General features: G+C 40.5%; 18 protein-coding genes and 1 pseudogene. 1 reads left to right on the top strand and 18 read right to left on the bottom strand.

Annotated features, from left to right (window positions below; genetic code table 11):
- Window positions 1-10: 10 nt before the first annotated feature.
- The 11 genes from B7699_RS02775 to B7699_RS02725 form a co-directional block, all read right to left on the bottom strand.
- Window positions 11-1,027, bottom strand: coding sequence for a glycosyltransferase family 2 protein (locus tag B7699_RS02775; protein WP_084927086.1), 1,017 nt, complete (start codon window positions 1,025-1,027; stop codon window positions 11-13).
- 179 nt (window positions 1,028-1,206) lie between these two features.
- Window positions 1,207-1,872, bottom strand: a complete 666-nt coding sequence (locus B7699_RS02770) for a potassium channel family protein (protein WP_001283905.1) — start codon at window positions 1,870-1,872, stop codon at window positions 1,207-1,209.
- Window positions 1,873-1,885: 13 nt separating this feature from the next.
- Window positions 1,886-3,265: a TrkH family potassium uptake protein gene (locus B7699_RS02765; protein ID WP_084927085.1), complete on the bottom strand. Its 1,380-nt coding sequence runs from the start codon at window positions 3,263-3,265 to the stop codon at window positions 1,886-1,888.
- A 33-nt stretch (window positions 3,266-3,298) separates the two neighbouring features.
- The gene (locus B7699_RS02760; RefSeq protein ID WP_084927084.1) at window positions 3,299-4,063 is read right to left on the bottom strand and encodes a nucleoside phosphorylase; all 765 of its coding nucleotides are present in this window, start codon (window positions 4,061-4,063) and stop codon (window positions 3,299-3,301) included.
- A 301-nt stretch (window positions 4,064-4,364) separates the two neighbouring features.
- The gene (locus tag B7699_RS02755) at window positions 4,365-5,303 is read right to left on the bottom strand and encodes an ATP-grasp domain-containing protein (RefSeq protein ID WP_084927083.1); all 939 of its coding nucleotides are present in this window, start codon (window positions 5,301-5,303) and stop codon (window positions 4,365-4,367) included.
- A gap of 14 nt (window positions 5,304-5,317) precedes the next feature.
- Complete coding sequence (locus B7699_RS02750) at window positions 5,318-6,568, bottom strand: dicarboxylate/amino acid:cation symporter (RefSeq protein ID WP_084927082.1); 1,251 nt, start codon at window positions 6,566-6,568, stop codon at window positions 5,318-5,320.
- Window positions 6,569-6,951: 383 nt separating this feature from the next.
- Window positions 6,952-7,509: a sugar O-acetyltransferase gene (locus tag B7699_RS02745; protein WP_084927081.1), complete on the bottom strand. Its 558-nt coding sequence runs from the start codon at window positions 7,507-7,509 to the stop codon at window positions 6,952-6,954.
- A gap of 106 nt (window positions 7,510-7,615) precedes the next feature.
- Window positions 7,616-8,470, bottom strand: a complete 855-nt coding sequence (locus tag B7699_RS02740) for a VOC family protein (protein WP_084927080.1) — start codon at window positions 8,468-8,470, stop codon at window positions 7,616-7,618.
- A 141-nt stretch (window positions 8,471-8,611) separates the two neighbouring features.
- Complete coding sequence (locus B7699_RS02735; protein WP_239822207.1) at window positions 8,612-9,466, bottom strand: DUF4767 domain-containing protein; 855 nt, start codon at window positions 9,464-9,466, stop codon at window positions 8,612-8,614.
- Window positions 9,467-9,508: 42 nt separating this feature from the next.
- Window positions 9,509-9,796 (bottom strand): hypothetical protein, encoded by a 288-nt coding sequence (locus B7699_RS09690; RefSeq protein ID WP_239822206.1) that lies wholly within the window; start codon window positions 9,794-9,796, stop codon window positions 9,509-9,511.
- 415 nt (window positions 9,797-10,211) lie between these two features.
- Complete coding sequence (locus B7699_RS02725) at window positions 10,212-16,028, bottom strand: G5 domain-containing protein (RefSeq protein ID WP_084927078.1); 5,817 nt, start codon at window positions 16,026-16,028, stop codon at window positions 10,212-10,214.
- A 215-nt stretch (window positions 16,029-16,243) separates the two neighbouring features.
- Between B7699_RS02725 and B7699_RS02720 the strand changes: the two are divergent.
- Window positions 16,244-16,834 (top strand): annotated as a pseudogene (locus B7699_RS02720) (transposase); the annotation flags it as partial.
- A 14-nt stretch (window positions 16,835-16,848) separates the two neighbouring features.
- Here B7699_RS02720 and B7699_RS02715 read toward each other — a convergent pair.
- The 7 genes from B7699_RS02715 to B7699_RS02680 form a co-directional block, all read right to left on the bottom strand.
- Window positions 16,849-17,886, bottom strand: coding sequence for an aldose epimerase family protein (locus tag B7699_RS02715; protein WP_084927077.1), 1,038 nt, complete (start codon window positions 17,884-17,886; stop codon window positions 16,849-16,851).
- A 266-nt stretch (window positions 17,887-18,152) separates the two neighbouring features.
- A complete protein-coding gene (locus B7699_RS02705) occupies window positions 18,153-19,319 on the bottom strand; it encodes an SIS domain-containing protein (protein WP_084927076.1) in 1,167 nt (388 codons plus the stop codon).
- 86 nt (window positions 19,320-19,405) lie between these two features.
- Window positions 19,406-19,810, bottom strand: coding sequence for a PTS sugar transporter subunit IIA (locus tag B7699_RS02700; RefSeq protein WP_084927075.1), 405 nt, complete (start codon window positions 19,808-19,810; stop codon window positions 19,406-19,408).
- Between the two features lie 3 nt (window positions 19,811-19,813).
- Window positions 19,814-20,635, bottom strand: a complete 822-nt coding sequence (locus B7699_RS02695) for a PTS system mannose/fructose/sorbose family transporter subunit IID (protein WP_000185294.1) — start codon at window positions 20,633-20,635, stop codon at window positions 19,814-19,816.
- Window positions 20,622-21,527: a PTS mannose/fructose/sorbose/N-acetylgalactosamine transporter subunit IIC gene (locus B7699_RS02690; protein WP_000617009.1), complete on the bottom strand. Its 906-nt coding sequence runs from the start codon at window positions 21,525-21,527 to the stop codon at window positions 20,622-20,624. Before B7699_RS02690 ends, B7699_RS02695 begins: the two co-directional genes overlap by 14 nt.
- Before the next feature lie 26 nt (window positions 21,528-21,553).
- Window positions 21,554-22,030, bottom strand: a complete 477-nt coding sequence (locus B7699_RS02685) for a PTS sugar transporter subunit IIB (RefSeq protein ID WP_020903315.1) — start codon at window positions 22,028-22,030, stop codon at window positions 21,554-21,556.
- The gene (locus tag B7699_RS02680; protein WP_084927074.1) at window positions 22,027-23,814 is read right to left on the bottom strand and encodes a glycoside hydrolase family 35 protein; all 1,788 of its coding nucleotides are present in this window, start codon (window positions 23,812-23,814) and stop codon (window positions 22,027-22,029) included. Before B7699_RS02680 ends, B7699_RS02685 begins: the two co-directional genes overlap by 4 nt.
- Window positions 23,815-23,903: the final 89 nt, after the last annotated feature.

Below are 23,903 nucleotides of genomic sequence, written 5' to 3'. Positions count from 1 at the left end.
AATACTTATATTAATTAAATCCATAAACAGACTTGGTGATTTGATAGACGACATTGGAAAGTTTGCGAGCTGGCAAGACCGAATGTTTGGTCAAACGGCTCAACATGGTCTTGCGAATAGCCTGAAAGACCTCTGGATTTTCCTGCTGAATATAGGTCCACAGCTCCCGTTTTTTGGCAAGATGCTCTGCTGTGCCTGCTCGATTGAGCAAGGCACTGGAAATCACCGTCGTGATTTCAATGTGATTCAACAGATATTCTCGCATTTTTGGATGACTCACTTTGGACAAGTCAAGCTGGTCTACCAAAAGTCGATTAACCTTGAGTTGCTGGTCGATGCGCTTAATCATCACTTGCTCATTGACAGACTGGTCCTCACGCCCAATCAAATAACGATAGAAATCGACAGGCAGATAGTACATGGTCTTGACCTGCTGAAGGGGGGTAAAGACAAAGAGATTATCGACATAAAAGGTATGCTCAGGCAGTTGGAACTGGCTCGCTCGCAACAAATCTGTCCGATAAATCAGCGAGTGCATCATGATATACTGGCCTTTTGAGAAATTTCCGACCTGATCCCAGCAAAAAATCTGCTGAATAGGCAAGACGGACTCATAACTCATACTCTTCTTACGAGACTGACCTTCCTTTTCATAGACAAAATTAGTCACAAAGGCGTCAACTTCCTGCCCCTCACTCTCTAGTTCCTGCAAGGTTTCAAGAATTTTTAAGTAGGCACGAGGATCCACCCAGTCATCACTATCCACTACTTTAAAATAGCGTCCAGAAGCCTCCGCCAAGCCACGATTGACCGCACCGCCATGGCCCTTATTTTCCTGATAGATGGCTCTAACGATATTAGGATACTTGCTAGCCAAACGCTCAGCGATTTCCTGAGTCTGGTCCTGAGACCCATCATTGATAATCAAAATCTCAACTTGCTCACCACCAATCACTAGCGACTCCACACAGTAATGAAGATAGGCAGCGGCATTATAGCTAGGGATGGCGATAGACAATAACTTCATGATCTACTCCTTTAGGGGACTGATTTTTTCTTACTCTCTCTTGTTACTTCTTTCTATTCTACCATAAAGTCCAGCTTTTGAAGGACTTTTACTAGAATACAAGGGTCTTCTAGTCTCAATTGGAATACAGGTCTCTCTATTTGCTATTTTGGACATCAAAAAAGAGGGGTGCTCCCTCCTTACGAATTTAGTTCTGCCAAGTCATCTAGATACTGGTTGTTAATGACTGCTAAAATATAGGCATCTGCCTTCAAGAGGTCATTAGGTCCAAACTGGACATCCAAGGGTGAATTTTCTTGTTCACGAAACCCTAGGACATTGAGGTTATATTTGCCACGTAGATCTAGCTGGCTCAGGCTTTGACCTGCCCAAACACTCGGAATTTTCATCTCCACGATAGACACATTTTTATCCAACTGAAAGACATCAACATTGTTATGAAAGAGAATGGTCTGCGCTAGAGACTGCCCCATTTCATACTCAGGTGAAATCACCGAGTCAGCACCGATTTTTTCTAGCACCTTCTTAGCTGTCTGGCTTTTGACCTTGGCAATAACCCTTGGTACCCCCAAACTCTTACAATGCATAACTGCAAGCACACTCGACTCCAGATTTTCCCCTGTTGCGACTACAACCGTGTCGCAGGTATCAATCCCTGCAGTTCTGAGGAGTTCCTCATCTGTAATATCACCCACAACTCCACGCGCCAAAACTGGCTCAAATTGATTGATGTGCTCTGCATGGTCATCAATGGCAATGATATTCATATCTTGCTTGGCTAGGGCCGTCAGGACACTACTCCCGAAAATCCCCAAACCTAAAATTCCAATCGTACGATCTGACATCGTTCTTCCTTTCTTATCCAATACTAATATCTGCTTTCATATACTGAATCAAATCTTTCTTATCAGGCTGGTAATCCGCTAGACTAACCAGCAAGGTCAAGGGACCGATACGGCCAATAAACATGAGCACCATGATAATGCTAAGAGCTAGCTTGCCCAATTCTGGCGTCAGATTTGCCGTTACCCCAACTGTCGCAAGAGCTGAAATGGTCTCAAACATGAGGTAGATAAATCGCGGTGTTCCTTCTGCTGTAATTCCCAACAACATCAAGCCCAACAAGAAGGTCATCAAAAAGATAATGAAGACACTAAAGGATTTTTGGACTGTTCGATTCTCAATGGTTCTCTGCGCAACATTGGCATGAGGCAAGCCTAGCAATTCACTACGCGCAAAGACCAATAAGACAAAGAAAGTCGTAATCTTGAGCCCTCCAGCCGTCCCTCCAGGCGCTCCTCCGAGAAACATCTGTAGGATATAGATAAACAAGGTCACAGGCCGAGCTTGAGTGTAATCAATAGAAGCAAAACCAGCTGTTCTCATGCTGACGGTTTGGAAAAAGCTAACCAGCACTTTCTCTGGAACACTGAGATTGCCAATGGTTCCTGGATTGTACCATTCCGTAAAGAGTGTAGATACTGTCCCAAGCAGCAAAATCCCTGCAGTTAAGAAGAGGACTAGTTTGGTGTGGAAACGTAGACGGCGTTTTTTCTTCTTGTCAAACTGGGTTGCCAAGTCAAACCAGACCATAAAGCCAAGACCACCTGTGATAATCAAGCCAGCAATGACCAGATTGATCAAGGGATCCGTCTGAAAAGCCACTAAACTGCTACTACCGAAATTATCAAAACCAGCATTACAAAAGGCTGAAATGGCTAAAAAGATAGAGGTAAAAATGCCTCGTCCCCAGCCAAACTCAGGAATAAAACGAAAACTTAGTAGGAAGGCACCCAAGCCCTCCACCAGAAAAGTTGTCAAAAAGATGGACCGCATAAAGGCCTTCAGCGACCGAGTCTCCCCGTAACTAAAACTTTCCTGAATAGTTTCACGACTGCGAAGACTGAGCTTTTGCTTCCCCTGAATATAAAAGACCCCGATAAAAGTCATGAGACCTAAGCCACCAATCTGTATCAAGAGCATACAAATCAACTGCCCCCAGACATTATAGGTAGTAGCTACCGGTTGCGTAGAAAGGCCGGTTACACAGACCATAGACACCGTCGTAAAAAGATGGTCAAAATAAGTGGCCTGCGAACCACTTGCCTGAACAAAAGGCAAACTCAAAAGAAGAGAGCCTATAAAAATAACTCCAACGAAACTTAAAAAAATCCGACGAGCTGGCGAAAGTCCGCCCAAGGCCCTTTCAAGTTTTTTCACAAATAATTTGAATAACATACATCCATTGTACCATAAAAAGTAGGAGAGTAGCTAGAACTGAAATACAGTCTCAAGGCAGAGTTCCAAGGCCTTCTCGAAAGCTTCTGAACCCCAGTCACGACTATCGTACTGGTCCAAGTCTGCTAAGGAATCAGCTGTGAACAACAATTCTCCCCAGAGAATCCCACGTAGCTGGGCTACTGCCGCAAGCGCAGAACACTCCATCTCTACAACAGCACAGCCTTCTTCCTTGCGATAGGCAACCTTTTCAGCCGTTTCTCGGTAAAAACCGTCTGTCGTCCAGGTCATGACTTCTTCATAAGGAATCCCTCTGGCTTCCAACACTCGCTCAATAGCAGCAATAGCTTCTGGCTGAATTTCCATATAACGAGAAGGTGCCACATAGTGATAACTAGCTCCTTCATCTCGCAGAGCACGAACAGGGACTAGAAAGGCATTTTCTTCTATATCAGCCAGAACACCACAGGTTCCAGTGGAAATAATCTGCTCCACACCATATCCAATCAACCAATCCATAAATTGGGCTGCTGGAGCTGTACCAACAGGAGCCTGAGCCAAACAAAGTTCCTCGCCCTTGTAGCTCATGACATAGACCGGATAGGTCTTGGTGGCAGAAACAAATTCACCGACACAGTCCGCCCCTACTCCCCTAGCATAGCGGTCAGTCTCCTCACCTAAAAAAGCATAGACACACTTCTTTGGCAAGTGCAAATCCAACCCCTCGTGATCAGGCATGATAACCGCCTGAGGATTGTCATCAAACTCTAAAATAGGAATCGCATGTTTTTGAATCATAAACCACCTCCTCTAATTTTTTACTATTGTATCAAAAGCTGACCGAGTGTCAAGGAGGGGGTTGATGAACTGAGGAGAAAAAATCTCAGTATTCTTGGAATTCTCGATACTAAGTAATTTTATAAATCATAAGGAATTAGAGTAAACATTACAAACGTATCCCCTCTGTAATTAATCTTCAGAGGGGACGTTATATATTAGTAGTTGTTGCTGATAACTGTTACCTTGAAAGAAAAGTATTTATGTCGCACTCTATCTGGAAGTTGTTATCAAATTTTTAAAAGATTAACTTCCAAGATGATCATTCACTATAAAGAGTTTCTAACTCCCTCTTTAAATATTCAGCTAGATGTTGATGAGCAAAGATGTCAGCATTCTGTTCCGCTGTAGGATTATAGTTTGTATTGGTATTTACATCATACACATAAATATCTCCGCTTTCTGATTGAACCCATTCTATAGCTGCCACATCAATATGAGCATTTTTAAGGAAGGCTTCATAAGCTTCTTTTTGAGATTCTGGTAGAGGTTCTGTAATTTGGAATTTTTCAGAAGTTTCCAGTTGTTCTGGTCTCTTACCGATTTGACAACCATCTGCTGGACAAAGTTGGAAACCATCTGAAGAATCAATTGAAACAGTATAAAGGAACTTCTGATTGATAAACTCTGAACGACGGATACGACTATCACTTGGTTTAATATAAGCCTGCAACAAGGTAATACCATCTACTGAAGGTTCAAAAGCAGAACTATTAACATAAGCTTCTAGTTCTTCTTCATTTTGGAAAAGTTGCACTCCTAATCCCTTTCCTGCTCTATTATGCTTGGTAATCAAAGGATAGATATTCAATTTTCTTGCTGCTTCAATGATATTTTCTGGGCCCAAAACAGCAACTGTTGCTGGAGTCTCGATACCAGATTCATTTAATTTCAAATATTGTTTCACCTTACTGATTTCTAGATTGATGGCTCCCGTTCCATTAACTACTTTACGTCCATGAGCCTCTAGCCAAGTAAGCACCTGCTCCGTGAACTCTGGTGCATAGCGATGCCCTCTCGTATGAGAAGATGCGGACATCCTATTATAAAAAATTCCTTGTGGAGGTGGGCTTTGAAGATCTAATATCCCACTCGATAGATCCCATAATTCATAAGGTACTTGTATTTTTTCTAACCATTTTACTAAATGCTGTGTCCATTCAATATTTTCATGAATCACATAAACTTTTGCGTTACTCATAACTCCTATCTCCTTTAAGAAAAGTTAACTGACAATTGATGTTGCTTGTCTTCCTCTAAACTATAACCTTCTGTTTTTTCAATGACACTGACCGTTAAGATTTGACCCAAAACATTGATCATTGTACGGCCAGCATTCACAAAGAAATCAACTGCAAAAATCAAGGCCACTCCTTCTACTGGCAATCCAAGCTGAGGGGCTGCTGCCAACAAAACTACGATAGCTCCTGATGGAACAGTAGCTGCAGTTTTCCCAATTAAGGTCAAAAGTAAAACTGTAAATAAGAGACTTGATAATGAAAATTGGATACCGTAAGCATGTGCGATAAAAATAGTGGCTACTGAAAAATAGACAGCTGCTCCTTCTAGATTAAAAGTATATCCTAAAGGGACAACCAAATCAATCGTATTCTCATCATGTCCCTGTTTCTTTAAATCCTTCAATAAGGACGGCAACACAACACTCGAACTACCCGAAATAAATGCTAGAGTCAAGAGGCTCCAATTTTCACGAAAAGCAGTCAAATATGGAACATTAAAGATAGAGGCGATCAGAGGGAAAATAACTAAAATGAGAACTCCATAGGCCAAATAAGTTCCAATAACAAATTGACCAAGTCCAACTAACTTATCAATCCCTGTACTAGCGACATCTTTTGCAATAAAGCCAAAGATTCCGACAGGAGATAATTTTACAATAACAGTTATAATTTTATAAATAGCTTCAATCCAGATCTGGAAACCTTCAAGAATTTTTTGGGTTTTATCACTCTTCAAGCTACCAATTCCATAACCAAGAAATATAGCAAAAACAATAATTGGAAGAAGAGAGCCTTCTGAAATTGACTTCACAATATTTGATGGAATAAAACCAAGTAAAAACTCACTCAATTGGACATTATTAGCTATCCCGTCGATATTAGCTCCAGTTTGACCAATATTCACACCTTGACCAAATCCCAAATAGTAACTAGAGAATACAAATAACAAAGTGATTGCAGTTGTAACAGCGAAAAAGTAGAGTAAGGTCTTCGTTAAAATTTTACCAAACGATTTTTTTCCAATGACACTAGCCACTGCAACTACTATAATTGGGAATATTAGTGGAATAATGACCATGTTTACCAATTTGATGAATGCTTGTCCTAGAAATTGATAAAAACCTGCAAATTGTGGCCAGATTACTGCAAAAATAACACCTAAAATCAAAGCTAGCAATAATTGCAAACCGAGTGAAAGTTTTGACCATAAATTAACTAATTTCATAAAATAACCCCTTTGCTTTTATTTGCTAATTATTCTACTACGAATCTTCTAGCTTGACTAATATATATTTTCTATTGTGACCATAAAAAAGATTTATAACAATATCTCAAAGTGTCGTCATATCTATTTCGCTATCCATTATGAATTTTTTATGTTAGAAAAACACCACCATCTAAACTACTCAACTAGATGGAGCAATTCCATAATGATCAAGAAGAGTGACTTCAAGTATTAAATCTACAAAAATAGGCTGAGTAAAAAGTCTTTGAAATCAGAAAAACGCATAATATCAGGTAATGAACAACCTTGATATTATGCGTTTTATTGTTGAAAGTTTTACTTCATTTTTCCTGAAATTGAGTTTTTTCCAGCCTCTTCTACTTCTATTTCACAGGTATCTCCTTAATCACGCGCGCAGGATTTCCAGCTAGGACAACGTTGTCGCCAAAGGACTTAGTGATTACAGCCCCTGCTCCAGCAACAACATTATTGCCCAGTGTCACTCCGGGAAGGACAATGACACCACCTCCAGCCCAGAAATTATCACCGATAGTAATGGGCTTCCCGTATTCAATCCCTGAATTGCGTTCACGTGGATCTAGTGGGTGGAGTGGGGTTAAAAACTGACAGTTGGGGCCAATCATGGCATTGTTCCCGATGCGAATCGGACAAACATCCAGCATGGTCAAGTTCCAATTAGAATAAAAATTTTCCCCTAGATGGATATTAATCCCATAATCGACCACCAGGCGTGGATTAACATAAAGATTTTGCCCGGTTGACCCAAACCAAGTCTTGATAATCTCCGCCCCCTTCAAGGGATCTTCTTCCTTGTTAAAGGCAGATTGTTTTTGGCGAGAGGCCTGAGCTAAGTCTCGCAACTCTGGGTCCGATGGACGGTAAACCTCTCCCGCTATCATTTTCTGGTATTCACTGGTCATTGTATTCTTCTCCTTGTTCCTTACTATGATATCAAAATGTTTACATATCTGACTAGGATAAGGGGTACTTTCTACAATTTATACTCTGGTTTTTATCACATTCAATCTATCTCGCTAAACGAATACGGGTCACGATTCCGTCTGGGGCTGTGATTTCCAACTGGCTTGATGTCAGCCATTTGATTGGTGCATCAACTTCTTGTGCTCGCTGGGCAATCGTTAACAGTTCTTCTTTATGTGCGACTTCAATGACATAATAAGCCAAACCTGGCAAGCCTTGCTTACGCGGAGCCAGACCTTTTCCTCCCCATTCGTTGACTGCCAAATGATGATGATAGTCCCCAGCTGCAATCCAACTAGCGTTAGGCACACTGAATTTATCCTCTAGTCCTAACACCTTTTGATAAAACTGGCTGGACTTTCGACTATCCTTGACGGAAAGATGAATATGTCCCATTCTCGTACCTTCTGCCAGGATAAAGGGCTCTACTCTTTCCCCCAGCTCATAAATGTCCTGCGCCGCAAGAGCCTCCGTCACTCCGATAATGCGTCCGTCTTCTCGAATATCCCATGTGGAAACCGGCTTATCTCGATAGAGTTCAATGCCATTTCCCTCCAAATCCTCCAAGTAAAGAGCCTCACTGTACCCATGGTCTGCACCGCCGACAAGAGGAATCTGTAAATCTGTCAGGTGTTTCAAGACATCAGCCAATGCCTTTTGTGTCGGCAAGAGAATGGCCAGATGGTAAAGGCCATAATGTTCCCTTACTTCTCCGCTCTCTTGTGCTTGAATCAGCTGTACCAAGGATTTTCCACCAAGTCCTAGAATGGCCTCTGTCTCAGTTTGAGATAGAATTTCTAAACCAATAACTTGCTGATAAAAGGATGTTTGACTTGCCAAGTCCTTTACATTTAAAACTGCCTCTGCTAAATAAATGTGGCTCTTGTATTCATAGGTCATAAATGGTCCTCTTTTTTAGTTGTAATTATTATTATTACAACTATTATATAATTTCCATCAAGAAAGTCAATTCAGACAACTTGAAAGAACTCCCTTATCAAAAAACAATCCCAGAAAAAATCTTCTAGGATTGTTTTGTGTTTATTTAACCAGGCTAGCAAAGTTATTTCTCAAATCAACGTTTTCTGTAGGATTGAGATACATCTTGTCACCATTTGTCGTTGGTGAGTGGAAAACGATTCCTTCGCCAGTGTCTGTAATAGCAAAGAAGTAATTGTGAACGGTTGGATAGTTATCCCAATTACTATAGGTCTCTACAATGCGATATTTGGCAGTACCACTACCTGTTTTTGAATATTCCGCATCTAGCTTGCTACCGTCTTTCCAGTAAAGCATGTCGACTCTGATGTTCCCCAATGCGATTCCTTTTTGGTAGTTAGGCTGACCCATTTCATCACCCCAACTCTTCATAAAGTCTGCTAAGGCAGCGGATTTATCAGCTGTCCAAGGCCCGGTTTCTTCTGTTTTGGAAGGAGTCGTTTCCTTGGCTTCTTTCTTACTTTCACTCGATGAACTGCTAGTAGTGCTACTACTTGCTTCCGATTTAGAAGAAGGGGAAGAGCTGGTACTCGTTTCTTCCCTAGCAGGGGTAAATTTAAATTCTTCCCATGTAAACTTGTCTGCCGTGACTTCGTCAGCTTCTGATTTACCAAAATTCTCAAGCAACTTCTTATCCGTAATCTTGATAGACTTGCTATCTACTTTTGTAGCACCCTTGGAACCTTCTAGTTTGTAAAGAGTTCCTTCCCCTTCACCTGTTCCTGAAGACCAAGTTAAAGCTAGAACCTCACCTGTTTTAAAGAATTTCATTGAGCTACGAGCACCACCATGTCCTGCTACATAACCCTCTGCTAGTAGGGTTGGTTGGCCTTCTTTCAGATAATATAAACCTGTAAAGAAGTAATTTTTCCCTGCAGTTTGACTACCCACTAACATTTCAGACTGACCATCTCCATCTAAATCCAAGAAGGTATAGCGTTATTTTGAAGGATCCGCTGCAGCTGCTTCGATAACCCATGAATTTATCATATGGTCAGATTTGTGAAGCTTGGCTTCAATATCTGGAGCCTGTTTCTTACCAGAAGATAAGATAACCTCATAATCCTCAAAAACACTCTTATAAAGGTCTTCTGCCTTTGTCTCAGCCTGCTCCTTAGAGCCACCAAAAAAGCTTTTCAAAGGCTCTGGTAAATCAATTGAACTACAAGCAGTCAAGCAGGTTACTGACAGAGACATAGCCAACCCTAACATCCATTTCTTTTTCATAACACTATTTTTCCCCTTTTTCTCCTTTTTTATTCATTATATAAGAAGGACTGGAAAAAAATGCAATTAAAATCCTTAAAAAGTTTTTGTAAACTGTAATAAGATCAGATTTATTTATATATCTACAGAAAAAGGAGAGGATATAATATTTGTAATGGGTAAATCCCCTATAGATATCATAAATCGGGATATACATAAGGAAATCATCGCTAAACTGGAGTACAATGCTCCATTTTGTCCTGATTTCGGAATCCAAATGAAGAAACATGACTTTCAAAAAAGCTATCAAATTTATTGCTATAAATATATATGGTGCTCCCATAGCAATAATTAAAACAACTTTTCTTAATGCTAAAATTATCCTCTATCATCTCTATGAAAATCTCTCGTTACTATCAAATTGGAAATTTCCTGCTCAATTTTTTCTTTTTCTAACACTCAATCCCAAACCCAAGAGAAGTCCGATTGACCCAAGCACAAATAAGTTTTTATCATCAGTATTCGACGTCCTTGGTAACTCCTTAGCAGAATTCGCTAATTTTCTATCAGAACTAAGAATCACATTCTCATTCGAAGGAATTAGAAGTGTTTTCTTGTCTTCTTCTCCTTCTACAGCTTTGATCCCTATTAAGACAACTTGATGGATCGGTTCCTTGGTAATAGTGTTAGATAGCTCACGACGTGTTTCTACACCATTGTCACTACTAATTTCTGTCAGGATAGTACGCTGACCTTTCTCTCCTGCAATCAAGACCTTAGTTTGACCTTTTGGAAAGTTAGCTCTATCCCTATATTCAGTAGTAAAGTCAGTTTCCTCTATGCGGATTTCCACACTTGGTTTTTCAACTATTGGAGATAGAGGACCATCTTCTGGCAGAGTACGACCGATAACCTTCGCCCCCTGATAGATGATTGTTGGGGTTGCTTCTTGCACAATCTCACTTGTTTGAGAGAGGATCATTCCAGTACGTATTCCATGGTCTGTTTCATAGATCGTTACAATCTTACGCTGACCTGCACGACCTTGAACAGTCTGACTTTGACCTTTCAGGAGTGAAGGGTCTTCTCGGTACACAAGTACTGGTGCGATTTCTTCTGTGCTAACAACGTTTTCTCGACTCTTAATAGGCTTAGTACCAACTAGGGTAATTTCAGGTTGAGAATCCACTACATTTTCCTCACGGACGGAGAGAACCTTGTCTGTTTTTACTCCATCTAATGTTTGGTATAGCTTCACAACACTCTTAGAGCCTGCACGACCTGACTGTTTCAGCTGAGTTTGATCTGTATAGAGATCAGAGCTAACCTCAGTCAAGCGTTCGTACGGAATTGATACCGTTTCACGAACTTCTTCTTTCCCTTCAATAGCTTTGATCCCTATTAAGACAACTTGATGGATCGGTTCCTTGGTAATAGTGTTAGATAGCTCACGACGTGTTTCTACACCATTGTCACTACTAATTTCTGTCAGGATAGTACGCTGACCTTTCTCTCCTGCAATCAAGACCTTAGTTTGACCTTTTGGTAAGCTAGCACTATTCCTATATTCAGTAGTAAAGTCAGTTTCCTCTATGCGGATTTCCACACTTGGTTTTTCAACTATTGGAGATAGAGGACCATCTTCTGGCAGAGTACGACCGATAACCTTCGCCCCCTGATAGATGATTGTTGGGGTTGCTTCTTGCACAATCTCACTTGTTTGAGAGAGGATCATTCCAGTACGTATTCCATGGTCTGTTTCATAGATCGTTACAATCTTACGCTGACCTGCACGACCTTGAACAGTCTGACTTTGACCTTTCAGAAGCGAAGTGTCCTCACGGTACACAAGCACTGGTGCGATTTCTTCTGTGCTAACAACGTTTTCTCGACTCTTAATAGGCTTAGTACCAACTAGGGTAATTTCAGGTTGAGAATCCACTACATTTTCCTCACGGACGGAGAGAACCTTTTCTGTTTTTACTCCATCCAGTGTTTGGTATAGCTTCACAACAGTCTTAGAACCTGCACGACCTGACTGTTTCAGCTGAGTTTGATCTGTATAGAGATCAGAGCTAACCTCAGTCAAGCGTTCGTAAGGAATTGATACCGTTTCACGAACTTCTTCTTTCCCTTCTACATCTGGAATACGAGTGTAGTCAATTATCATATCACGTGTAACATCTTCTGGAAGGGAAAGAATATAACTTCTTCCATCCTGTGCTAAAACTAGGTTTTTACCTTGATATTTAGCTTGATAACCTGTCACAACTGGAGCCGTTGACTGATCTGTTCCAACACGTCCTGCATTACTACGGTCGTTAGGATAAGTTATTTTTATTGTCTCTGACGGTAATTTTAGTACCCATTGTCCAAGTTTGCGATAATGAATAGCATCCACTCTTGCTGGGATATTTGGAGTACTTGATAATTCTGGTTTCCCCAATTCATTTGCTAGGTAACCACTCACAACTGGAGCTGAAACTGCTGGAAATTTATTTTGTTCAGCAATCCAACCCGTATAAAGAACAGCTTTGGTTACAAGATTAACAGTTGCTGTTCTTCTATAATTAAGAACAGCTTCGTGAGCAGGCGCAATTTCCTCGCCTTGTGTATTCAAGAAACGAGTCGTACGACTAACCGACTTCTGTAAGTCTTTTTCTGTCAAACCAGCTGGCCAAGCAAGCTTCAGCTGGCTATCTACCAATGAATCTTTTTCTTTATACTGACTAGCATCAATCTTCTCCACCCTTGGTGTAAGCACAATAGTAAATTGAGTAACCACACGACTGTTGTCACCATAAACAGGAGTTAGTATCTGATGAAATTCATCTGTAACAATCCGATAACCTTTGTTCAAGAAAGATAAAATTTCCCTGTCTACAGACTTACTATCAATCACTTCACCTGTTTTTCCAGTTAAAGAAACAGTTGATAAGACCGCTTTATTAGATTGATTCACAAAACGAATCTGAGCACTTTGATTATCTTTATCATAACGAATGATGCTATCTTGGGTGGCATCATCAGGACGTGGTGCTAGATATCCTTCTGCTGGACGATCCGTATTTTTCAAGGTCAAATAATTCCCATCTTTCCCAATCGCACGGTAACCCGCTATATAAGGAATGGTAACCGTACTATGATTGCCGATAACACTCGCATCTAAATAGCTATTGGGATAAGATATCCTATTCATTTCAGAATTTGGAGTTTGAACAATCCAAGAACCTAATTTCTTATAACGGACACTAGTTGTCACCGAAATTGGTACCAAAGTCTGAACATCTTTTTCGATATTTTGGTTAGTAATCAAAGATCTATCAGCCAAATATCCAGCCTGTATAGGAACAACAAGACTGTCAAACTCTGACTTAGCCAAGACCCAAGAACCATAAGTAACCGTACCTTTAACCAGATCAACAATAGCATTACGACTATAAGCGACTGTCTGTACTGTATCTGGGAAAACTTTTCCGTCATCAGCAACATAATGTATAGTTCGGGTTACAGTTCTATTCAAATCATCGTAGCTCAAACCAGCTGGCCACCTTAAGTCATTGTTAATATCAGGATAAAGGAGAGAATCTGCCACTTTTGGATCCGTTGGTTCAACAGTGCGAGTACGGATTGGCAGACGAACATTGGTAGTATCCAGTGGAATATCTGTCACGCTATCCAAAGTCCCTGTTTGAATACCTGTTACAGTCGCCCCCTCATCCTCTGGTTGCCATTGGAAAAGAAGGGTACGATTATCATACTGAGTAACAAAAGGCAGTTTTCTACCATTAGATAATGTTAAAACCAGGCCTTTTCGAGCAAGTACCTCACCATCATAACGTATAGAAACTAATTTATCATCTGTCGTCACTTGAGCAGAAACTGCCCGAACCGTTGGATTTAAGAAATCCCAGTTAAACTTTCTAAAGGAAAGAGTATAGTCATTTTCACCATCTTCACTGTGCTCATAGAGAAGACCAAACTCACCATTACCTAGATTTTGAACAGAATTATAAGCAAACTTACCAGCTTGGACCAAATTATGTCTGATCCATTTCAAACTACCATCTGATTGAACTTCTGCAAGTCGAGCATAACCATTTTCACGACCACGTCCATTAGCATTTACTAATACAATGTACTCCCGACCATTTTGCACAGTGTGAACTGCTGAAAGTTGTACATAAACATCTGGAATATCACTAATTGTTTCAACAGCACCCCAAGTAGCACCACCATCTTTACTAGTAGAAAATTGAACATGACCACTTCGATTACGCATAAACATCTTGAGTGTTCCATCGTTTAACTCGACAACAGTAGCCTCAGTCAATTCTGCTGCTGTGTTTCTCATAGTATTAGAATTCAAAGCTTCCCCTCTGAAGATACGACCATCATTAGGAGAAGCTCCCATATGCCAAGTCAAACCATGATCATCAGAATAAATTACACGAGAAGACTGAGAACCATTGAGATGAGATACATAATTAGTTGAATACATAGGTACTACTAAACGCCCTGCATATTGACCATGCTTCAATGCAATACCTGAACCTGGACCCGTACCCAAAAATTTCATCCAATCTTTCTTTATCTGGGGTGTAATGTCCCTTGGTGCTGACCAAGTTTTTCCGTCATCATTGCTCTCTGAAATCCATATAAAATTATCCTTGGCTACACGAAAAGGCGAGTCAGTTGTTGGGGTAAAATATATATTTCCCACTAACTTACTACCATTATACAAATCACCTGTATCACTGTACTTATTTTCAGACTGAGTCGATTTAGTGATTACATGATAAGATGTCTTTTGATTATTACTATCATAAATATAATCATCTTCCCGAATAGTATATTTCTCATTACCCTTATATACTATCTGATATGTTCGACCATTGACAACTGTATAAGACTCTTCACGAGTAACACTCATACCCAAAATTCCTTGTCCTTCTGGAAAGACATCGTAGATAGAATAAATTTTCTTTGTCTTGGAATCTTGTACTAAAACCATATCAATAGAAGTAGGAGAACCAATATTAGCATTTCTAGCTCTTGGATTATCACGAATATTTAAAATATTAATTCGTTCACCCCAAGTTTTGCCTCCATCCTCACTTCGACGAACAACCATTCCAATATCACCCCAGTCAGAATAATGCAAACGACGTTCATCTGCCCCTGCAATTATTGTACCATCATTCGTTTTCAGCAAAGATGGTATACGATAAGAATAAATCCCATCACTATTTTTCTGACCATTCAATCCAGACTGAAAAACAGCCTTATTATCTGTTAATTCAGCTGGACCAAGAGCCTTGTTCCCCTCAGGATCTCGAAGAAAAATAGTACTTCGTTGTCCTACCTCTGTGTCACTGAAGGCATAATCATAAATCGTTAGATTACGGATATCTAGATTAGTCCCCCAAACTTTACCATTTCCACGTTGCATAGCTCCTAACTGCATATTGGTCAAATTTTGCATAGCTGTCAAAAAAAGACCAGATTTAGCAGAAGATTTTGATAACCTACCATTAACATAAAGTTTCGCCTCACCGGCATCTACATTAACATTAGGTCGAGAAATAGTAAAGGTTAACGAATTCCACTCATTAGGACGAATACTTTCCTTTCCATCTTCAAAACGATCGTACTGATAGCTCCCCTCTTTTCCTGTTCTAGCCTCTACAACAGGCTTGTTTCCACTTACTCCTAAAAGGAAATACTCATTTCGACTTGAAGTACTAGAGGTAGAAAATACACTATATAAATTCGGTACCGTTTCTGTTGCTTTAAACTCAACATGAACAGTAGCATTGGTCAAATTCTTGACTTTTGGTATATCTGAACTAAGGTCAGTACTCTTATCTGCATTATTATTTGTCTCCACGTCATCTACCGATACCACTTCTGAATTCTTGAATATCTCACGAGCATAGTAATCGTCTTCTTTTTTCATCTCCTCAGCACTAGCTGTTACCTTGACTACTGGAGCATCTTCTACTGTATTTGTATGATTAGATATTTTGTTGGAAGTATCATCACTAGAACTGGACACCGTACTGCTTCCTATAACATCAGTTCCTTCTATAACAGCAGGTTCTTTCTCAAGTTCAGCTGCACTAACAGGACTAGACACTGAAGCTCCAAAAACCAACGCTGTACCTAATAAAACAGAACAAAGCCCAACTTTATACTTACGAAAAGAGAATAGTTGTCGCTGATTTGATGATTTTATTATTTTTTCTTTCATATTAAACCAATTTCTAACAATCAAAGGATACTATTTTTGAAGACTGAAATTTTGTCTATCAAAATCCTATAAATTTAATTATACCCCAATTATCAAGTCAAGTGCAAGAAAGTTGTTCTTCTGATTAAGTGAACATCTTGCAATCTATTTGACTTGGCTAAACAGCTTCTCTTTCTAATTTCTAGGCTCAGGCTAAAACAGTTCACTGGAATGTTTTACTCCAACATCTAAGCCGTGCTATGAGTCGTGTGCGTGTTCAAATTATGAATCAGTTTGAGCGAAAATCTCATGAATACAAGACTATCAAGCGTTACTGGAAACTCATTCAACAGGATAGTCGTAAACTCAGCAATAAGCGTTTTTATCGCCCTACTTTTCGTATGCACTTAACCAATAAAGAGATTCTTGATAAACTATTAAGCTATTCAGAATACTTGAAACACCACTATAATCTCTATCAGCTCTTGCTTTTTCACTTTCAGAATAAAGAGCCTGACAAATTTTTCGGACTCATTGAGGACAATCTAAAGCAGGTTCATCCTCTTTTTCAGACTGTCTTTAAAACCTTTCTAAAGGACAAAGAGAAAATAGTCAACGCCCTTCAGTTACACTATTCCAACGCAAAATTGGAAATGACCAATAATCTCATCAAACTTATCAAGCGCAATACCTTTGGTTTTCGGAACTTTGAAAACTTCAAAAAAAGGATTTTCATCGCTCTGAATATCAAAAAAGAAAAAGTCTGGGACAAAAGTCCCTTAGCTTGCAAAAAAAGCAACGGATTTGAACTGCACCCCAAAAAGTAGAAATTCCTATCCTTTTATTTCACAACAAGCTCATAACGTGTCTTGCTTGTAAAGGTTTGGCCGACTTTGAGAATGACTTGGTCTTTGAGGTTACTGTGAATGGCATCTGGTAAAGCTTGCGCTTCAAGAGCAATACCATTGTGCTGTACCATTGGCTGACCAGCCACAAGTATACTCTCATCCACAAAGTTTGCTGTATAGACTACAAAGCATGGGGCTTCTGTCTTGAAAAGTAAGAAGCGACCTGAATTTTGGTCATAAAGGAAACCAGCATTGTCATGACCCACAGGAAGAGCAAATGGATGATCCAAACCAGATACCAGCTGGATTTGCTCATCTTCCTCTGCAAAGATATCCTTCAACAAGGCACCATTGTAGATGTGTTTGACCACATCACGAGTAGCATCTGGAGTTTTGGCAGGAACACCGTCGGGAGCGATTGGGTAAATGCCCTCTGTATTTAGTTGGAAGACATGACGGTCAATCGTCTGCGTAAAATCACCAGACAAGTTGAAGTAGCTGTGATTAGTTGGATTAACCAGCGTATCCTGATCTGTCGTTACCTTGTAGCTGATTTCATAGGCACCAGTTTCTTCTAAGTGGTAACTAATCCAAATCTTGAGATTTCCAGGAAATCCTCCTGTCCCATCTGTACGCTCTGTGTAGAGGGTCAAGCCATGATTGCTTACTTCTTCAACTTTAAACAAGCTGGAATCCCAACCAGTTGAGCCACTGTGGTTACAGTTGCTAGCATTGTTGACTTCCAGATGATAGGTCTTGCTATTCAACTCAAAGGTCGCACCTTCAATACGGCCTGCCACAGGACCTACGCTCGCTCCATGCTTAGGACTATTGCCTACATAGCTATCAAAATCATCAAAACCCAAGATAACGTTGGCAAAATTCCCAGCCTTGTCAGGCGTGACATAACGCAAAATGGTCGCACCATAAGTCATGACCTCAAGTTGGTAACCACCATCCGTCTCAAAACGATAGGCCAAGACATCCTTACCCTCAACATTTCCAAATACACGCTCTGTGTATGCTTTCATTCTGTTCTCCTTTTACTATTTCTCTCAAGCAAACAAACCATAGAAAGCGAATTTACAATCTATGGTTTATCTGATAGTTTACAAATGCTCTTGCCAAGGATTCATAAACACTGCCTTATACTCAATGAAAATCAAAGAGCAAACTAGGAAGCTAGCCACAGGCTGCTCAAAACACTGTTTTGAGGTTGTGGATAGAACTGACAGAGTCAGTAACATCTATACGGCAAGGCGACACTAGTATGGTTTAAAGAGATTTTCGAAGAGTATTACTTTTGATATTCGTGGATGATAACACCTTGTACCACACGGTTTACGGTACCTGTAGGAGACGGTGTATCAGGTTTATTTTCTACCTTGAGTGAAGTCAATAGGGCAAAGAGTTGGGCATAAACAATGTAAGGGAAGACACGGTAAATATCATTCAAGACACCGCCACAACCAAGAGCCACTTCTTTGACATTTTCAAGACCAAAGGCTTGATCACTCAAAAGCACAACACGACGAGCAATGTGATCACCAGCAACTTCACGAACCAAGTCCAAGTCGTACTTACGAGTGTAGTCTGTCGTTGTACCAAAAACTAAAACAACTGTATCTTCGTTGATAAGAGATTTTGGACCGTGACGGAAGCCAACTGGGCTTTCATACATGGTCGCCACTTGGCCAGCTGTCAATTCCAAAATCTTGAGCTGAGCTTCATGAGCAAGACCGAAGAATGGACCAGCACCTAGATAGATGACACGGTTAAAGTCTAGGTCAACAAGTTCTTTAACATCTTCTACATTGTCTAGGACTTTACGAGCAAGACTAGACACAACTTCAAAACGTTCAGCTTTCACAGCAAATTCTGTAGGATCAAAGACCAAGAGAGCAGTCAACATCATAGACGTAAAGCTGGAAGTCATGGCAAAGCCAGCGTCATTTGAAGCAGCAGGTTGCAAGAGCAAAAGATTGCGGTCATCTCCATGGGCTTGAAGAGCCAATTTACCATCTGCTGCACAAGTAATCGTCACTTGGTAAAGCTCATCCACCAAGGCTTTTGCCAAATCAACAGTCGCCACACTTTCAGGTGAATTTCCACTACGAGCAAAGGATACAAGGACAGTCGCCACATCTTTTTTCAAATAAGTTTCTGGATTGGCAACGATATCTGTTGTTGCAATAGCATTGAAATTCCATTTGCGTTCGTCGTAGACTTCCTTAAAGTAAGGTACCAAGGTATCTCCTACATAAGCAGAAGTCCCAGCACCTGTCAAGATAACCTTGATATAGTCATGTTTATCAGCAATCCCTTGCAGGAAATCTGCAATTTCTTCACGTTTTGCTTGATAAGATTCAAAAGCTTCTTTCCATACATCAGGCTGTTGGTAGATTTCACGTGTAGTGATTTCTGCACCCAATTCGAGCAAGTCTTCTTTTGTATAATGTAGCATTGAGTTCCTCTTTTTCTATTAAATATGGGAATGGGAGTAAGCCCCATTCCCATGTATATTCTATATAAGATGTTCTAAGTCACATCTTATTCATCTTCGTCATCATCGAAGCCCGCTAACAGGTCATTGACTTTCACAATGCTTTCTGCAGCACGGTTCTTATAGTTCGCATCTGCACCTGTCAGGCTCGCATTGATAAATTCAATCACCATTGGAAGATTCATCCCAGCATAAAGTTCGATGTCACGACCTTCCATGATCAAACGGCTTACCACATTACATGGTGTTCCACCGAGAAGATCCGCAAAGACTAGGAAATCATCCAATCCTTCAATAGCTGCTTCAAATTTTGCAGTAAATTCTTCTGGGCCATCTTCTGGAAGAAGGGCCACTGCATGAATGTTGTCCTGTGGACCCATGATCATTTCAGTGCTACCTTTAAGTTCTTCACAGAATCGACCATGACTCACCAAAATTAATGATTTAGTCATAAATTATGCGCCCATTCCAAGTACAAATTTACCAAAGGCAGAAAGAGCCAAAGCAAGTACGATAATAATACCGATAGCTTTAGTAGAGTTCATACCTTTCTTACCAAGCAACCAGAAGATAAAGGCAGTAAAGATTGCTGGAAGCAAGCGTGGGAAGATTTGGTTCAAGATGTCTTGGAAGTCAATCATCTTCTCACCGATTGCCCATTTGTAAGAAATTTCAAAGTTGATCATTGTTGCTACAAGAGCACCCATCATGAAGACACCAAGTACAGATGCAGCGTCAATCAAAGCTGTCAAGGTACTTTGCATGTTGTTGATAAGGTTAACCCCTTCTTTGTAGGCAAATTCCAACTGTTTCCAACGGAAGATATCATACGCTACTGCAACTGCAATCCAAAGGAAGATACCCCAAGGTTGACCACCGATAGCCATAGTTGCTGCGATAGATCCCATGATAGCAGGTACAAGTGAACCAAAGATTGTATCTCCAAGAGGAGCGAATGGTCCCATCAAACCTGTCTTGATACCATTAACGGCATCTTTTGAACCTACACCATCTTTTTCTTCCATGGCAAGATCAAAACCAGCGATGATGGTGTGGAAGAATGGTGAAGTATTGAAGAATTGAGTATGAACTTTCATCATTTCTTTCAATTCAGGAGTTCCATCCCCATACATTTTACGCAATTGAGGTAAAATCATGTAAAGGTAACCAGAAGCTTGCATACGTTCGTAGTTCCAACCCAATTGGAAAGTAAACAAGCTACGTTTATTGATTTGGTTAAAATCTTCTTTTGTAAGTTTGTAATTAGAATTCGTCATCTTCGATTTCCCCACTTTCTGATGGTGTAGAAGGTGCTGCTACAGCTACTTTTTGGCTATTTTTGAAGTGAAGCACTGCTAGGAAGATACCTACGATAGAGATACCAATCATAGACAATCCTTTGAAGTTGTTCACGAAACCAATTTTTTCAGCAACATCTTTAGGTAGAGTACCGATAATACCTGCAACAGCGCCACCAAGACCTGTTACATATGAGTAAAGAACAGTCAACATAGCTGTCAAACCAAATCCCATAGCAAGGTAGTGAAGGTTACGTTTAACTGGAAGGTAACGAAGCAAGATTGCAAATCCAAGACCTGGAAGCATACGTCCTGCAAGTGTCAAGCCATCTGCAACCCATTTGTAGGCTTCAACGAAGTCTACCACTGATTGTACGAAGGCACCACCAAAAGCAAGGGCAAAGAAGACTGGAAGGGCACGAGATAGAGCCCAAGGAATCGCACCAAGCAAGTAGTTGCGTTCAATACCTTTATAGTCAAAGCGTTCGATTGCAGCATCCACACGGTGAGCGAAGAAAGTAGTTGTCATACGTCCAAGAACGTCGAAGTAAGTCAAGAGAGCTGCTACTGGCACAGCGATTGTTGTAATCGCCAGTGATGCATCAATTCCTTGTGAAACAGAGAAGGCTGTCGCAAGAACCGCACCAGAAGTTGCGTCGATACGAGAAGCACCACCGAAGGTACCAACCCCAAGAACGAACAGTTGCAAGTTACCACCGATAAGCAGACCAGTAGTCACATCTCCCATAATTAAACCAGTAATGAAACCAGCAAATACAGGGGAACCTGCAGATGAAACGATCGTCAACTCATCACAGATTTGATAAGCTGAGTACAAAGTGAGAAGTAAAATTTGCCACCATTGTATCATAACAATGACCTCCTAAAAATTTTTTCCTATTTTAATAAGCTCAAAAAGTCTGAAATTGGATCATTTGGAACCATTTGAGCAGTAAGTTTAACACCTTTTTCTGCCAATTTGTGGAAATCTTCCACATCCTTGTCCACTACGTTGATAGAACGTGTGATGGCACGGGTTTCTGGTGTTTGAGACATATTCCCAACATTGAGAGTTTCAATTGGTACACCTGCTTCTACCAAACCAAGGAAGCGGTCTGGCTTACGAGCCACAATAAAGAGACGTTGGCTATCGTATTTACCAGCAAGAATATTAGCTGCCGCTTTTTCAATTGGCAAAATACTCAATTTCACACCTGGTGGTGTCGCAAGTTTCAAACCACTCTTTTCAACATCGTTGTTGACAACTTCGTCATCTACAACCATAATACGTGAAACATTTAGTTTTCCAGCCCAAAGATTGGCTACTTGTCCGTGGATTAAACGTCCATCGATACGGCATCCTACAATTGTCATAAATTTTCCCCCTTTATATGTTTTAGTGTAGGTTTACGAGTTAAATAAATCTCTTCTCTATATTGGCCCTCTGTTTCAAAGATGATGATGCGATTATCACCTTCCTTGAGATAGCTATGAGGAATATAAAGTGAGAGGGTTGGGCCGACGTTCCAAAAACGTCCTAGATTCTGCCCATTGACAAAGGCAACTCCCTTACCAAACTCAGATAAGTCTAGGTAAGTATCTTTTGGCTCTTGGACTGCAAAGTCATAAGCGTAAAAGGCTGGTTGTCCTTCTGTCCATCCTTTTGAAAAATCAATTTTCTCAGGATTGTCTAGTGGGAGTGGATAGTGTTTCCAGTTTAGTAAGAAGTGCAAATCCTTACAAACTCCTGTCCGAATTCCCTTACGTTGCGTATCCGCTAAGAACTTGTGTCCATAGTTGACACGCCCCATATTTTCTACCAAGATATCCAATCTAGACAGCGCTTTCTTTTCACCTTGATAAAAAATATCTTCCCCAATCTCTGTCTGATATTGGGTTTTAACCCACTGACCATCGACATACAGCTGAGCTCTATCTCGACCGTCAATGATACGAAGTCTCTCTTCTTCTGCATCCCAGTTTGTTTCTGTTCGATAGAGTAGGTAGCCATAACTTTGTCCTAACTCCTCCATCTTTTTAGGATAGAGGCTTTCTACCGGACTAGACAAGCTATCCAAGGTTTCAAACAAGGAAACTTTTTCAACTAGTGGAATAGCATCCAACTCCATACTCTCTTTGTAAAGAGGTTCCAACTGCGGGTACTCTGGGAAATGCGTTGCCATCATCTTCTTGACTGCCAAATATTTAGCAGTTGGATTTCCTTCTTCATTCAAAAGGGCATCGTAATCATAAGACGTAACTTGTGGCAGGTCCAAAGTCCCTCGAGCCGAGCAACCATTCATGAAACCAAAGTTTGTGCCACCATGGAACATGTAAAGATTGATGGAACCTTGCTCCAAAACCTCTCGAACTGCATCTGCCAACTCTTTCGGATCCCGTGTGATAATCGGTTCTTTCCAACGATTGAACCAACCATCCCAAAACTCCATACACATGAGCGGCCATTTCTTACCATGCTCATCAAAGAATTCCTGCATCTGTGAAAAGTTATAAGATGCCTTAGAACCAAAGTTCCCTGTTACAAAGAGGTCATCTTCGATTAAGGTTCCAGCTTTCAGAGTAGCTCTCCATGGACCATCTGATGTAAAGAGGGGACAGGTTACGCCACGCTCCTCCATCAACTGTCGAATTGCTCTCAGGTAAGCCTTATCTTCTCCATAAGAACCATACTCATTTTCAACCTGCATCATAAGGATATTACCACCCTTGTCCAACAAATGTGGAACCAATCGTGACAAGAGCTGATCATAGTAGCGACCGACAGCTTCAATATAAGCAGGATCTGAGGAACGAAGCCTCATATTCTTGGTTAAAAGCCAAGCTGGTAAGCCACCGAATTCCCACTCCGCACAGATGAAGGGAGAGGGACGAACGATAGCGTAGAGACCCAAATCTTGTGCTGTCTGAAGAAATCGCTCCAAATCTAGAGCTCCTTCAAAGTGAAACTCACCCTCACGAGGCTCGTGTAAATTCCAGGCCACATAAGTCTCTACTGTATTAAAACCAAGAGCCTTCAAGTTATAGAGCGAATGATACCAATCTTCTGGAGGAACCCTAAAATAATGAATGGCGCCAGATAAAATCTTAAATGATTTTCCATCGAGATAAAAATCATCCCGTATCTCAAATCGTGTCATATTCTTACCTTCTGACAATTAAAGTTTACGCTTTCATTTGTTGATATAGTAAATATATCTCAATATCTTGCATTTGTCAATAGGTTTTC

Origin of the sequence: Streptococcus mitis, assembly GCF_002096835.1 — a bacterium.
Classification (GTDB): Bacteria; Bacillota; Bacilli; order Lactobacillales; family Streptococcaceae; genus Streptococcus; species Streptococcus mitis_W.
The sequence above is the reverse complement of the archived record's forward strand: the minus strand, read 5'-3'. Positions and strand labels throughout refer to the sequence as shown.

What these genes read in the sequence shown, in the direction of transcription:
- B7699_RS02775 (WP_084927086.1), bottom strand. Translation starts at nt 1,027, where the DNA reads ATGAAGTTATTGTCTATCGCCATCCCTAGCTATAATGCCGCTGCCTAT.
- B7699_RS02770 (WP_001283905.1), bottom strand. Translation starts at nt 1,872, where the DNA reads ATGTCAGATCGTACGATTGGAATTTTAGGTTTGGGGATTTTCGGGAGT.
- B7699_RS02765 (WP_084927085.1), bottom strand. Translation starts at nt 3,265, where the DNA reads ATGTTATTCAAATTATTTGTGAAAAAACTTGAAAGGGCCTTGGGCGGA.
- B7699_RS02760 (WP_084927084.1), bottom strand. Translation starts at nt 4,063, where the DNA reads ATGATTCAAAAACATGCGATTCCTATTTTAGAGTTTGATGACAATCCT.
- B7699_RS02755 (WP_084927083.1), bottom strand. Translation starts at nt 5,303, where the DNA reads ATGAGTAACGCAAAAGTTTATGTGATTCATGAAAATATTGAATGGACA.
- B7699_RS02750 (WP_084927082.1), bottom strand. Translation starts at nt 6,568, where the DNA reads ATGAAATTAGTTAATTTATGGTCAAAACTTTCACTCGGTTTGCAATTA.
- B7699_RS02745 (WP_084927081.1), bottom strand. Translation starts at nt 7,509, where the DNA reads ATGACCAGTGAATACCAGAAAATGATAGCGGGAGAGGTTTACCGTCCA.
- B7699_RS02740 (WP_084927080.1), bottom strand. Translation starts at nt 8,470, where the DNA reads ATGACCTATGAATACAAGAGCCACATTTATTTAGCAGAGGCAGTTTTA.
- B7699_RS02735 (WP_239822207.1), bottom strand. Translation starts at nt 9,466, where the DNA reads ATGTTAGTGGGTAGTCAAACTGCAGGGAAAAATTACTTCTTTACAGGT.
- B7699_RS09690 (WP_239822206.1), bottom strand. Translation starts at nt 9,796, where the DNA reads ATGAAAAAGAAATGGATGTTAGGGTTGGCTATGTCTCTGTCAGTAACC.
- B7699_RS02725 (WP_084927078.1), bottom strand. Translation starts at nt 16,028, where the DNA reads ATGAAAGAAAAAATAATAAAATCATCAAATCAGCGACAACTATTCTCT.
- B7699_RS02715 (WP_084927077.1), bottom strand. Translation starts at nt 17,886, where the DNA reads ATGAAAGCATACACAGAGCGTGTATTTGGAAATGTTGAGGGTAAGGAT.
- B7699_RS02705 (WP_084927076.1), bottom strand. Translation starts at nt 19,319, where the DNA reads ATGCTACATTATACAAAAGAAGACTTGCTCGAATTGGGTGCAGAAATC.
- B7699_RS02700 (WP_084927075.1), bottom strand. Translation starts at nt 19,810, where the DNA reads ATGACTAAATCATTAATTTTGGTGAGTCATGGTCGATTCTGTGAAGAA.
- B7699_RS02695 (WP_000185294.1), bottom strand. Translation starts at nt 20,635, where the DNA reads ATGACGAATTCTAATTACAAACTTACAAAAGAAGATTTTAACCAAATC.
- B7699_RS02690 (WP_000617009.1), bottom strand. Translation starts at nt 21,527, where the DNA reads ATGATACAATGGTGGCAAATTTTACTTCTCACTTTGTACTCAGCTTAT.
- B7699_RS02685 (WP_020903315.1), bottom strand. Translation starts at nt 22,030, where the DNA reads ATGACAATTGTAGGATGCCGTATCGATGGACGTTTAATCCACGGACAA.
- B7699_RS02680 (WP_084927074.1), bottom strand. Translation starts at nt 23,814, where the DNA reads ATGACACGATTTGAGATACGGGATGATTTTTATCTCGATGGAAAATCA.